Source organism: Pantoea sp. YR525, from assembly GCF_900116775.1.
GTDB lineage: Bacteria > Pseudomonadota > Gammaproteobacteria > Enterobacterales > Enterobacteriaceae > Pantoea > Pantoea symbiotica.
In genome coordinates this window covers 306513-318774 of record NZ_FPBU01000001.1, presented here as the reverse complement: position 1 = coordinate 318774, position 12262 = coordinate 306513, and the positions used below count along the sequence as shown (strand labels likewise).

The following is a 12262-nucleotide window of genomic DNA, read 5'->3' as shown; positions in this document are numbered from 1 at the left end:
AAATATCCGCCTCATCCCGCGCTGCATCAATTACCTGCTTAACTCTGTTGTAGCTTGAAAACAGAGGACAACATGCAGTTAAAAAGAAAAATGGATCCCAGAACGACATCTGACGCAGGTTTGCAGCAAAGTATTGTGCTGTCCGGTCTCTTTTTAATTATCACCGTGGTGGGGATGAGTATCTGGACCCTGCGCGAAGACTGGCTCGGCACCGTGCGACAAACGCAGCAAACGGCGATGAATTTGGCGCTGTCGCAGTCGCGCCAGGCTGAAGATACCTTTCTGCAGACGGAGCTGTCGCTGCGGCAGATGCAGCGCGATCTCCAGCTACAGCTGGCCACGCATATTCAGGGCGCAGACCTGAGTAACACCATGCGCGAACTGCAACGTCGTCTGCCACAACTGCATGGACTGTTCTATTACGATGCCGAGGGCAAGTGGATTGCGACCTCTGCTGAACGCGTGCCCAACAATATTAATAACTCCGATCGTGAATACTTCACCTTTCAGCGCAGCAACCATCGTAACAGCGTGCATATTAGCCCGGTGATCACCAGCCGTAGCACCGGCGATTTGGTGATCCCCGTTTCCCTGCGCGTCAGTGATGCCAGCGGTGGATTTAAAGGCGTGTTGCTGGCCACCATCAAGGTGGATTTTTTCCGCCGCTTCTACAGCTACTATGAGATCGGTGCACGCGATGTGCTGGTGTTAATGCTGGCCGATAGCACCGTGCTCTATGCGCGCCCGATGCCAGACAGTTACATCGGTAAGAATCTCTCGGCCAGCCCGCTGTTTCAGGAGATGCTGGCTAAGATGGATCGCGGCAGCGGGCAGTGGCGATCGGTGCTGGATGGTCAACCGCGTATCTTTGGCTTTGCCCGTTCCGATCGTTATCCAATTATTGTGGCGGCGGGTTACAACAGCGACGATCTGTTCCACGTGTGGGTTAACGGTCGGGCGCAGGATATTCTGCTCAGCATCATTCTGCTGCTGACCATCATTTTACTCGGCACCTTCCAGCTGCGTCAGGCGCGCCGCGTGTTGCGCTATCAGCAGGAGCTTACGCTGCTGCGTGACGAGCTGCACAACGCCAACCTGACGCTGAACAAACTCGCGCATGTCGATGGCTTAACCGGGCTGGCGAATCGCCGGGAATTTGATCGTTTCCTGCGTGAAGCGTTAACCCATGCGGCGGCAAGCGGCAAACCGCTCTCGCTTATCATGATGGATATCGATTTCTTCAAGCATTACAACGACACCTATGGTCACATTGCCGGGGATAAATGCCTGAAAATGGTTGGCGAGGTTCTGGCGTCTGTCACCGGAAGACGTTCAGACATGGCCGCGCGTTATGGCGGCGAGGAGTTTGCGCTGATATTACCGGATACCACATTTGGCGAAGGCATGACCATTGCCAACCGCGTGGTTGAAGCGGTGAGGGTGATGCAGCTTCCCCATGTTGCCTCGCCCGTTGGCCATGTCACGCTCAGTGCCGGCTGCGCCACCACCGTTACGGCGGCGGCGGTGAGCGCCGTTAAACTGCTGGAATACGCCGATCATGCTTTGTATCAGGCAAAGCGTGAAGGGCGTGATGGGGCGAAAGGCATGAATATCGCCTCGCTGCCAGAAGAGCAGAAATAAGCGTGGGCTTATTCCACGGCAGGCAGCTGGTATTTGATATATTGACGCAGCGCTTCGTGCATCTGGCTATTCCTTTCGTCCTCTAAGCCGCGCTCTTCATATTCTTTCGCCAGCTGAATAATCACCTCATCATATTTACCTTTGAAGGTGATGTTATTAACCGCCACCTGCTTAATCATTAACTCGCGCAAGGCAGCGACTTCAATCTGCAGCTGGTTTACCGTTTCTTCCAGCTCGTTTACGCGTTCTTCATTCGACATAAGTTCTCCGGATGTTATTAAGCTGTGGCTGTGTCAGGGCCTGAATATCGCATTGGCATGCGCGTAATTCAAGCGTGAAGCGGTTACTTCGCCAGCGGAAGATCCTCTAAGGGCTTGAGTCTGTGGCGTGCTGCGAAAAAGAAAGATTTAGGTCTGTTTCTTGTTGGGAAACATATGGTATAGAAAAACCTGTTTTCATTAACGGTCAGGGCTAACTGGCGTGTCACCTTCGAATTCACCGACGGCGATGCCTATATTCTCAACCTGGAGGACTACCACTGATGGCAATGTTCAATCCCCCGCATCCGGGCGGTCTGATCACCGAATACATCGAAGATAACAATATTGGCTTGCGCGTACTGGCGAAAGAGCTTGGCGTTTCTGCTTCAGCGCTGAGTAAAGTCGCCAGCGGTAAAGCATCGGTTAGCCCTGAAATGGCGGTGCGCCTCGAGGCGGGGCTGGGTATTGCGGCGCGCCTGTGGTTATCAATGCAGGCTGCATGCGACCTGCATAAGGCACGAGAAACCACCGACGTTTCAGGGATAAATCTGCACCCGGGTATGAATGCCGCTTCTGAGGCGAACAGGGCGGCAAAGTAACGCACCCACGCCAGATGCCTGCAAAAAACCGCGCTGACTGCCTTAATACCGCTCAGTTAAGCATTAATTTGCCTATGCATGCAGGTGCGCATGAATGCGCACCCTACGAAAAACGCGCCAAGCCTTTGTAGGGTCGCCATTTATGGTGACCGAAAGAAGCTGAACTGACGAGCATCACGCCGCCTTTCATATAACGCTTATCGGGAACCCAGATACGATCTAAACAATTAAGCGTGGCCTGAATAATATCGCGGCTGTCAGCGGTGGGCGTATCATGGTTTGGCTAGCCGCGTTGGCGTAATAAGGATGATGCGACGTAAGGTATGTTTTATCCGGGCAACTTTAATTTTTACAGGGAAAATGGGTTTTTTAGATGTTTTTTAATACATGGTTCGCTGCATCTAAATTATCAAATGTGTTTTTGAGTAGTTGATGATACAATTTAAAGTGCATCTGTGAATATTCTAATCTATGTATTTCATTGATATAAAAATATTGATCAAAGTTATGTTTGTAAAGTATAAGTCTATCTATGGCATTATTTCTTTCAGATGTTGCTAGTTGAATTAACTCAATCTTTGATAAAGGGATTTCCAAAAATTGCTTTCCATCATACCTCCAGGGATTTTCTTCAATATCATACTTCCACATCGTCAGATAACCGGATTTTTTGTATACATTGGATATCGCTCTATCATCTTTTGGGTTGTTCATTAAATGATGAGTTACTTGTTCCAATGTCTGAATATCTTCTTTAGTTATAGCTCTAACTTTTCTAAGTATTCCATTTATTATAGATGATTGTTTGTTGAGAGGGTTTTTACTTTGGAAAATAGCGACGTCTTCAATTGTTGCTTTCCTAATGTTAACAGATGCTTTTTGGACAAGCCTTGATTCAAGTATTTCTTGTGGGGTGCAGAAAGAAGTGTTTTCGACTAATTTAATGCCGGCATTTTCATATGCTTGCACGACAAGCCTTGAGCAAAACTGCCTGTTTTTTCTTTCTTTTGTAGTTGTTTTTAATTTTGAGTTAATTGCATCCCTTATCGAATACTTTGTTCCTATCTTTAATCTTGCGAACATACAAGCTTTCCTAAGCGCATCAGGACTACAGGCGACTCTCAAAATAGTTACATTCTCAGATGTGTCAAAAAGCAGTCTTTGCATATTTCCTGAATGAACTCCATTTGCATCAGAATGAATGTAAGTTCCGGAACCAACATAAAGAATAGCATGTGAAAAAGAGCTTCCAGTCGATTTCCTCACAATTTTACTTGTTGCAGAGTTCTCTGCAGTGAGAAGAATGTCACCTTTTTCCAACTCGTTAAGAGAAATTACATACATGAATTTATTCCATATGAAATTGGCGTCAGGACGAAAAATAAATCATTTAACAATTGGCAGGTCTGAGTAGCGCGTCGTGTAACCAGGCGATAGCATTTCTCGCTTCATTGACCAACTTTTCTGGATTCCCTGTCCAGCAAACCATACCGTACCTCGGCCTGAACGGTTGAGTTCATCGATAGCCAGCATCAGCTCACGACTATTATGCCAAGGTTTATGCTCATCGAATAAATTAAGTTGAGCTACTCCCTGGCTGAAAAAGTCGCTCAGCATTACGCCTGCCTTCATATAACGAAAACCTTCTTTCCAGATACGATCAAGGGAATTGATGGCTACGCGTATAATGTCACGGGTATCGTTGGAAGGGATCGCCAGGCGACCACTTGCCTGTGGACTATAAAATATCTCATTATTAGCGTGTGGGCTGGTTCGCATAAATACGCTTATAACACAGCAAAACTGCTTTTCAGTTCGCAGTTTTTCAGCTGCTCGTTCGGCATAAGTACAAATCGCCTGATGCATGTCTTCATATTCGGTAATGCGGTGGCCAAACGAGCGGCTACAGATAATCTGTTGTTTAGTTGGTGAGAACTCATCAAATGCAAGACAGGATTCACCGCGTAGCTCTCGGACCGTGCGTTCAAGAACAACATTAAAGTTTTTACGGATAATCCAGCTAGAACTATCAGCCAACTGCAAAGCTGTTTCAATGCCCATAGACTGCAGTTTTTTACTGATGCGGCGACCAACTCCCCATACTTCTTCTACTGGCACTTTGGACATTAATTTGCGCTGACGCTGATGGTCTGATAATTCGGCAACACCACCAATCTTAGGCCAGTTTTTGGCTGCAAAATTAGCAAGTTTAGCGAGCGTCTTTGTGGGAGCTATCCCTACACCTACAGTTAAACCTGTATTTTTTAAAACCTGATTACGTAACTGATGCCCAAATGTTGTCAGTGATATGCAGTTGGATAGGCCTGATATATCTATGAAAGCTTCATCGATAGAATAGACCTCTACCGCTGGGGCTATTTCTGTGAGTGTTAGCATTGCTCGGTGACTAAGATCTGCGTAGAGAGCATAATTCGAACTAAAAACCGTCACATTTTGCCGACGCAATTCCTCTTTTATTTTAAAGTAAGGTGCACCCATCTTAATTCCCAGCAATTTCGCTTCTGCTGAACGTGAAATAATACAACCATCATTGTTGGATACTACAACAACCGGTTTTCCATAAAGGTCGGGACGGAAAACAGTCTCACAGGAAGTGTAAAAATTATTTACATCAACTAGCGCGTACATTTCTATTTGACTTCAAAGTGAATGTGACTACACCAAATATTTGCAATTCCTCTTCATCCCGAAAATTTATCGGGGAGTAGTGAATGTTATGCGGAATGAGTTGCACAAAGGGCCTGGTACGAAGTTCCTTTACGGTGAATTCGCCGGCGACGGAAGCCACTACAATATCGCCGTGCGTGGCTGTTAGCGAGCGGTCCACCACCAGTAGATCGCCATCACTGATGCCTGCACCAACCATCGAGTCACCACTCACTCTGACAAAGTAGGTCGCACTTGGGTGCTTCACGACCAGTTTGTTCAGGTCTAGAGTATCTTCGACATAGTCTTGCGCCGGGCTAGGAAAGCCACATGGAACCCTCTCCAGATAAAGTGGTAGTTTCAAGGTTTCATGAATAAAAGGACGACTTATAGTTTTCATGGTTAACAACTTAATTACTGTTTTTATATACAGTAGTGATCGCGAAGTAATTGATCAAGTAACTTCTCTGTACATAGCCTGAACGCATTGAACAGAGTAGAAATTTAGTTATGCAACTACAGATTGATGGTGGGAGATGTTGTTGGGGGCTTCATCTGAGCATGGAATTTAACGGGAGCAACATTGGGATAAGAGCGTTTGTCCGCTGCTGAATTAAGGTACACCGCGCTGAGGAAGTCGCTACTAAAAGTAAAGGGGTTTTATTGGGTGGTTTTCAATCACCCAAGGTCTAACTGTTTATATTTAATGATTTTTTAAAACTAGACTATGTCAGTAATTCGGCTTAAAAATTATTGGCGTACATTTGGCTTACAAAACACTCGTGCCGCTGCGCTTAAATCATCATTCCCATGATCTGCAGGGTACTCTGCTGCGAAGCGGTGACAAACGGAATGTCTTTGATGTGTTGCATGCCAAAGGCTTCATAGAACTTACGTGCACGCACGTTATCGCCTAACACTTCCAGCCACAGATAGCCTTCACGCTTGTCGCGCGCCTCATTGATGATGCTCTCGAACATCCAGCGACCGTAGTTTTTGCCAGTTTCTTCCGGATTGAGGTACAGCTTATTCAGCAGCGCGCCGCTCATGCCGGAATCCGGTACTGGTGTGTTCCAGGTGACTTTGGCAAAGCCAATCGGCTTATCGGTCTCGGCGATCAGCCAGCTCTCGTTGGGGGCCGCCAGGCTGCTATTCAGCTCCGCCAGACCGTATTCCTTGTCGATAAAGGCATCCAGCTCTTCTGCGGAAACCCACATATGTTTAAAATGCGCGCTGTAGGTCATGCGGCCCAGCAGGTGCAGCAGCTCTGCATCCTCTGCCTTGGCTTTGCGTATGGTGAACTCCATGCCAGATTTCCTTGCTTCATTCTTGTTATTAATCACATCGTCGGTGCGGGCAGAGGCCACCGAAGGGCTGTTACCATAACGTGTTAGTAACAAAAACCCAAGATAACCAGAGCTTTCTGTTAACAAGGCGCCACGCTGATGATCTATAGTGAGTAGTGAGAAGCAAGCGTAAGCCCATATTCTCAGGAGGTAGAAGATGTCAGATTCGCAACCTAAAATTATCGGCGAAGCGGCCTATGCGTTACTGCTACGTCGTGAGGATGTCAGCGTCTCCTCACTGCTGGCAGAACTCGCGCGCATGGCGAGAAAAGAGCAAAACACGCAACAGCAGCAGCGCATTGCCCAGGCTCAGCAATGGTTGCTCACGCACCGTCAACCGGCGGGCAGCGATAACCGCGTCCATTCCGCGTTGCGCGGGTTGAGTCGTCAGGAAGGCAGCGTCAGAATGCCTTCGGCCGATGCCGACGACAGTTGACTAGCCCAACAGGCTCACGCGTCGATGACTTTCGGCGCTGAGCTCACGGATTTGGAAACAAAAGCTTTCCAATTATCCTAATTCACCTTTATTAGCACTTTTTGCAACAAATCCCGCCTGCTAACTTGAGTAAGCTCCTTGTACAGCTTTTTGCTATCTGTACAACTTTACTTAGGTCAAATGACCTAACTTTTTTAATTATTGGGGTCAATTATGCGTCAGAACGGATACACGCCGAGTTCAGTCGAGGCCATTGCCAACTACTTCAGCAAAGCGTCGCTGCCATCGCAGCAGGAAACATTGGGTCAGATCGTGGTTGAAATCTTACGCGAAGGCCGTAATCTCAACCGCAAATCGCTCTGCACCAAGCTGTTGCGCAGACTGGAACTGGCCGCCAATGCCGAAGAAGAGCATCATTATCATCAGCTGATTGGCTTATTATTCGAACGCGAAAGCTGAGAGCCTGTCAGACGCCAAACTTGTACAAGTATTAAAATTTTACTCTGAATACGCTCCCACACTGGCTTCGCTCCGCACCGGGGCGAAGCGGCGATCAGAGATTCGTTATGAATGATTCGTTATGAATAGAAGTGAACAGCAAAAAATAATCGATGAAATTATTGGCGAAGCCGCGCTGGCGTTGCTGCAGCAGCCGGGTCCCGTTAATACTCAGGCGCTGATGGATCAGCTGACGCTGATGAAACAGCAGAGCACCGATGACGAACAGCGTGCAGCGATTACTGCCGCCATCACCGATGTGCGCAACAGCATTTCGGCGGGGAAAAAACTGCGCGAAGAGCAGCCGCAAAGAGATAACGTTCTCCAGCTGTTTGGTCATAACCAGCAGTCTGGCAACAATCGTAAACATTGACCGATTGGCTCGCGTTTAGGACATAGCAATGCGGGCACACACGCAATCACGGGACTGGAATCATGTCGGAAAATCACAACCTCTATGCTGCACTGCCTGATACCGAGCTGGCAGAGCATTTTCGCAATGCAGACAGTACGTTAAGAAACGAAGCTGCCGTATTGGATAGGGTTATCCGCCACGTGCTGGCCACGGAAGGGCGCGTCAGTAATAAATCGATTATTCTTTGTCTGATTATGGCGCTGGAAACCGCAGAAAGTGATGCTGAAGCCGATGTGCTGCGCAAAACGCTGGAAATTGTGGTGGGCTATACGCCTGACGACGCCTGATATTTTCCGCTGTCCCCCACGCGGGGACAATGTAATTGTAATTACTCCTTTCGTAACAGAGCCAACCGGCGTTTTGATTTACCAATGTTAATTCTGTGTAACCAGGTGCGAAACTGTTTTAGCTGAATATGTGACGCAATCTCAGTAGAAAGCGTGCAAATATAAAGTTGACTCTGGGTATGATTATTGGTGCCGGTGGCGTAAATTTCGCTTTTATCATCACGCTGTTGTAATTCAATTCCTGTGAAGTGTAAATCCCCCCACAGCTGAAGAGTGGCCTCGAACTTTTTAAAGTCCATCATGATTACCTTATTATTTTGACTTATTATGGAGTATTGCTGGCTCGGTACAACATAAAAAATTATGCCAGCATCTTTGATTATTAAATTATGGATAGTCGCGTTTAGGTGCAGACTTCCTAATCCATTTGCGTTTATTACCGCTTTGCTTATCCATGGCTAATGCGCTGGCGCTAGCCGGATCAAACAGCGACAAACTTTCTATTTGGTGCACCATAATCACTTTGCGAAACTCAAGGGCACTTTTCGGTGACGAAGAGAAATCGATGTCGTGATTGTGGTACCACTTACTGTAATTATGCTCAATTGCCAAATTTAACGTGCGCGAATCGCGATAGCCGCTCAGCATCGGGATCAACACAATATTGGCGGTATTGGCATATTCGAAAGTCGCCGCATGAATCATGCCGATATAGATACGGCGCGATTTCAGCGTAACCCACGCCAGTTCGCCTTCTTCCATACACTGCAGCAGCAACTGTTCAATACCGTTGGAGCGTGAAAGGCGCTGATAAAGCTCTTTGCGCCCACCGGCGTTGAGCCGGGCGCTCACCGCCCAATTGGATCGATACATACAGAACAGAATGGCAAAGGCCAACATCAGCACTACCGGCGCCTGAATGCCTAAAAAACTCCACGTCATGAAATCGACGTTCCAGTGCACATTCTCTGCTGAAGTCAGGGCAAAGGCATTGTTCACACCGGATGCGGCCAGCAGAATTAGCCAGATAATGGCGGTCGCCAACACGCCTTGCAGTACAAATATGCAGCCATACAGTGCAATAAGAAAATAGACATCCCAGCCAAAAGAACGCTTAATTTTCAAACGGCTCGACATGTCGCGGCTAGTATACCAATAACCGCATACCATCATTACCATAAATATCGCCGTGCCCATTTAAATATCCTTTAATGTGCTGACATGATGGGCAAAATCGCGCTGTACTTCAGGACTCAATGGATTAACCGAAGCGTTACCGTCTTCATCAATAATAATTCTGTCACCTTCTTCAATCGATTCCTGAATGTCCTGGCGCGTCATGACTTGCACTAATGATTCTGGACTACCAAAAAGAGAGGTTAAAAAGCCAAACATAGCAGGATCCTTTATATTTCATATCAACATGAACTATGGCACATCCTGCAAAGAGAACGCCTCATAACCGAATATTAAGCAAAATTTCCAGATTAATCTGCCGATAGAAGTCGCGTGATTGGCGATAAACAGGGAATAACCGATACGGCTAATAACAGGCAATGCTGTTCATTCAGCATTGCCTATTTAGCATTAATCAGAACAGTTCACGATAAAGCGATCTAATCATTTCAACGCTGCACTCACGCGGATTGCCCGGCGTACACACATCAACGAAGGCGGCGGCAGCGAGCGCATCCACATCCTGCTCCTGCATGCCGATATCACGCAGTCTGAGCGGAATACCGATATCGTGGTTCAGGGTAATCACCGCATCAATCGCCAGCGCACGTGCGTCGGCTAATGAACAGGCATAGGCACCTTCCATGCCAAGCGCATGCGCGATAGCGCGGTACTTCTCGCCGGTATGCTCGGCATTGAATGCCATAATGTGTGGCAGCAGTACTGCATTGGCGATGCCGTGCGGCGTGCCGTAAAACGCGCCCAGCGGATGCGCCATACCGTGCACCAGACCGAGTCCGACATTCGAGAAACCCATCCCGGCAATGTATTGACCCAGCGCCATATCGGCAACGCCCGCAGGCAAGCCTTTGACCGAATCACGCAGCGAGCGACCAATAATTTCAATTGCCTTGAGATGGAACATATCGGTGAGCTCCCACGCACCGCGCGTGATGTAGCCTTCAATGGCGTGGGTCAGCGCATCTACGCCGGTTGCCGCTTTCAGGCTGGCGGGCATGCTGGCCATCATGTCGGGATCGATGATGGCAATCGCCGGAATATCGTGCGGGTCATAACAGACGAACTTGCGCTTCTTCTCTTCATCGGTGATGACGTAATTGATGGTGACCTCCGCCGCAGTGCCCGAGGTGGTCGGTACCGCAATGATCGGCACGGAAGGATTACGCGTGGCGGCACCGCCTTCCAGCATGCGCACATCGTTGAACTCGGGATTGGCAATCATCATGCCGATGGCTTTGCAGGTATCCTGCGGCGAGCCGCCGCCCACCGCGATCAGATAATCGGCGCCCGAACGACGAAAAGCATCGACGCCCGCATGCACCACATCAACGGTGGGATTAGGAATCACTTCATCATAGATTTCGAAACTGAGGTCGTGCTGCGCCAGCAGATCGGTAATGCGAGTGGCGACCGAAAACTTGATCAAATCCTTGTCGGTGACCACCAACGCTTTAGTAAAACCGCGTTTGTGAATCTCATCGACAATCGAATTAATCGCGCCCGCACCGAAATAAGCGGTCTCATTGAGGATCATTCTGTTAATCATATTAATTACCTTCACGTAGATGCCAGATTTAAGTTTTTTCGATTAAATTCATCAAGATAAGAAGATTTAACCTGATCTAGATCTACGGGGTAATCGGCGGGCAGGTATTGAGATTTCTCAATAAAAACGTGGTTTCCGCAGGGCTGGAATTTCGCGGGCAAACTTCCCCCAACGCGAAATCAGGGGAAGGGGAGAAATTAACGCATCAGAACAAATAGCGTACGCCCAGCGTGAACTGGTTCTCAACCAGATGGGCTTTCATTTGCTCATCCTTATAACCACGCGCATTGACGAAGTTGTTATAGCCGCTCTCAATTTTGCCCATATCCACGTAGCGATAGCCGACGTCGATGGCGATGCGATCGATCGGTGCGTAACTCAAGCCGGCACCAATGCTGTAGGTGAGATTGTTTTGCGTGCTTGAGGCGTACTCACGCGATGGCACGCCTTGCCAGCCGCCCGCTTTGATTTTGCTCACGCCCACGCCAGCGGTGCCGTACAGCGAAATGTTATAGCCGAGCTCGATATCACGATAGAGGTTGAACATCAGGCGCTGAACGTCAGTTTGCAGATGGTTATAGCTGGTGGCGAAGGTGGATGAACCGCTGGTGAACTCCGCGCTTTGGCCAAAGGTGTATTCACCTTCGGTGCGCCAGCCGTTGCCCCATTGATAACCGAGCGCCAGCGCGGCAGTGGCCTGATGCGCCTTCTCGTTACCCGCAACAAACTGGCCGACGCCCGGACGCGCGCTGGTGTTCATCTCTTTAGCATTCTGCTGGTTTTGCAGATATTTCGCCGAAGCGTAATAGCCTTGATTCACGTCCGCTGCCACGGCCGAACCGGCGATGATCATCAAGGGCAGCGCGCAGCATAGTTGTTTTAATTTCATCTGAATCCATTCTCTTCGTCAGGTGGAAAGGAGGAACGTGGCTGTTCCTGATGACGAATCATAGGTAATGCGAGAGGGGGAAAACATGCGGTTGAATACGCAGGGAAATAGGTAGAACTACGCAGGAAACGCGCCGGCGAACCGGCGCAACAATCACAAACCTAAACGCAGGGTCTCGGCACGCTTTGCGGTGTCGTAGACATATTGCAGCATCGGTTCCAGATCGGTGTCGGGCCCGGAGCTGATGATCTTGGCGCGCAGCCACTCAATCTCGCTGGTTATATCCGGCGGGAAAATGGTGTTGTTCTGCGCATTACGCAGCCATTTCAGCAGGAAGTTATTCTTGCCGCGCACACCGCCAGACTTCTTGGTTTTGGCGTTGATTTTCAGGGCGACCAGAATGCAGTAATAGAAGTGAACGCGTTGGCTATAGCTTTGCGGGATCATCGTCGTTCACCCGCCATGACATATGAAAAATGTG

At 48.5% G+C, this 12262-nt stretch carries 17 protein-coding genes; 6 read left to right on the top strand and 11 right to left on the bottom strand.

The features are described from left to right. Positions 1 to 72 precede the first annotated feature (72 nt). Positions 73 to 1641, top strand: a complete 1569-nt coding sequence (locus BM323_RS01430; protein WP_008102812.1) for a sensor domain-containing diguanylate cyclase — start codon at positions 73 to 75, stop codon at positions 1639 to 1641. An 8-nt stretch (positions 1642 to 1649) separates the two neighbouring features. Here the strand turns inward: BM323_RS01430 and BM323_RS01425 are convergent, their stop codons facing one another. Further along, positions 1650 to 1901: a hypothetical protein gene (locus tag BM323_RS01425; protein ID WP_008102814.1), complete on the bottom strand. Its 252-nt coding sequence runs from the start codon at positions 1899 to 1901 to the stop codon at positions 1650 to 1652. A 233-nt stretch (positions 1902 to 2134) separates the two neighbouring features. On the opposite strand from BM323_RS01425, the gene BM323_RS01415 reads away from it, so the two are divergent. Further along, positions 2135 to 2500, top strand: coding sequence for a HigA family addiction module antitoxin (locus BM323_RS01415; RefSeq protein ID WP_349775166.1), 366 nt, complete (start codon positions 2135 to 2137; stop codon positions 2498 to 2500). A gap of 369 nt (positions 2501 to 2869) precedes the next feature. On the opposite strand, the gene BM323_RS01405 is transcribed toward BM323_RS01415, so the two are convergent. The 4 genes from BM323_RS01405 to BM323_RS01390 form a co-directional block, all read right to left on the bottom strand. Continuing rightward, positions 2870 to 3844, bottom strand: coding sequence for a YiiX/YebB-like N1pC/P60 family cysteine hydrolase (locus tag BM323_RS01405; RefSeq protein ID WP_008102819.1), 975 nt, complete (start codon positions 3842 to 3844; stop codon positions 2870 to 2872). A 42-nt stretch (positions 3845 to 3886) separates the two neighbouring features. Continuing rightward, positions 3887 to 5149 (bottom strand): translesion error-prone DNA polymerase V subunit UmuC, encoded by a 1263-nt coding sequence (umuC, locus tag BM323_RS01400; protein ID WP_036647970.1) that lies wholly within the window; start codon positions 5147 to 5149, stop codon positions 3887 to 3889. After that, positions 5133 to 5567 (bottom strand): translesion error-prone DNA polymerase V autoproteolytic subunit, encoded by a 435-nt coding sequence (gene umuD / locus BM323_RS01395; RefSeq protein ID WP_008102823.1) that lies wholly within the window; start codon positions 5565 to 5567, stop codon positions 5133 to 5135. Before umuD ends, umuC begins: the two co-directional genes overlap by 17 nt. A 394-nt stretch (positions 5568 to 5961) precedes the next feature. After that, positions 5962 to 6474 (bottom strand): GNAT family N-acetyltransferase, encoded by a 513-nt coding sequence (locus BM323_RS01390; protein ID WP_008102825.1) that lies wholly within the window; start codon positions 6472 to 6474, stop codon positions 5962 to 5964. Between the two features lie 196 nt (positions 6475 to 6670). Between BM323_RS01390 and BM323_RS01385 the strand changes: the two genes are divergently transcribed. From BM323_RS01385 to BM323_RS01370, 4 genes are all read left to right on the top strand, one after another. Continuing rightward, complete coding sequence (locus BM323_RS01385) at positions 6671 to 6949, top strand: hypothetical protein (RefSeq protein ID WP_008102827.1); 279 nt, start codon at positions 6671 to 6673, stop codon at positions 6947 to 6949. A 213-nt stretch (positions 6950 to 7162) separates the two neighbouring features. Then, positions 7163 to 7408, top strand: coding sequence for a regulatory protein YcgZ (ycgZ, locus tag BM323_RS01380; RefSeq protein WP_007891089.1), 246 nt, complete (start codon positions 7163 to 7165; stop codon positions 7406 to 7408). Positions 7409 to 7529: 121 nt separating this feature from the next. Then, a complete protein-coding gene (locus tag BM323_RS01375) occupies positions 7530 to 7820 on the top strand; it encodes a hypothetical protein (RefSeq protein WP_008102829.1) in 291 nt (96 codons plus the stop codon). A 62-nt stretch (positions 7821 to 7882) separates the two neighbouring features. Further along, positions 7883 to 8149, top strand: a complete 267-nt coding sequence (locus BM323_RS01370; protein WP_008102831.1) for a biofilm development regulator YmgB/AriR family protein — start codon at positions 7883 to 7885, stop codon at positions 8147 to 8149. 41 nt (positions 8150 to 8190) lie between these two features. On the opposite strand, the gene BM323_RS01365 is transcribed toward BM323_RS01370, so the two are convergent. The 6 genes from BM323_RS01365 to BM323_RS01340 all read right to left on the bottom strand — a co-directional run bounded on the left by BM323_RS01365 (position 8191) and on the right by BM323_RS01340 (position 12225). Then, complete coding sequence (locus BM323_RS01365; RefSeq protein ID WP_008102833.1) at positions 8191 to 8451, bottom strand: hypothetical protein; 261 nt, start codon at positions 8449 to 8451, stop codon at positions 8191 to 8193. Between the two features lie 85 nt (positions 8452 to 8536). Then, positions 8537 to 9346: a hypothetical protein gene (locus BM323_RS01360; protein WP_008102835.1), complete on the bottom strand. Its 810-nt coding sequence runs from the start codon at positions 9344 to 9346 to the stop codon at positions 8537 to 8539. Then, the gene (locus BM323_RS01355) at positions 9347 to 9544 is read right to left on the bottom strand and encodes a hypothetical protein (protein WP_008102837.1); all 198 of its coding nucleotides are present in this window, start codon (positions 9542 to 9544) and stop codon (positions 9347 to 9349) included. It lies immediately after the preceding gene. Positions 9545 to 9740: 196 nt separating this feature from the next. Further along, positions 9741 to 10892: a lactaldehyde reductase gene (gene fucO, locus BM323_RS01350; protein ID WP_008102839.1), complete on the bottom strand. Its 1152-nt coding sequence runs from the start codon at positions 10890 to 10892 to the stop codon at positions 9741 to 9743. 205 nt (positions 10893 to 11097) lie between these two features. Further along, complete coding sequence (locus BM323_RS01345) at positions 11098 to 11781, bottom strand: outer membrane protein (RefSeq protein ID WP_008102841.1); 684 nt, start codon at positions 11779 to 11781, stop codon at positions 11098 to 11100. Between the two features lie 153 nt (positions 11782 to 11934). Then, positions 11935 to 12225 carry a hypothetical protein gene (locus BM323_RS01340; protein WP_036648001.1) on the bottom strand — a complete coding sequence of 97 codons (291 nt, stop codon included), beginning with the start codon at positions 12223 to 12225 and terminating at the stop codon, positions 11935 to 11937. Positions 12226 to 12262: the final 37 nt, after the last annotated feature.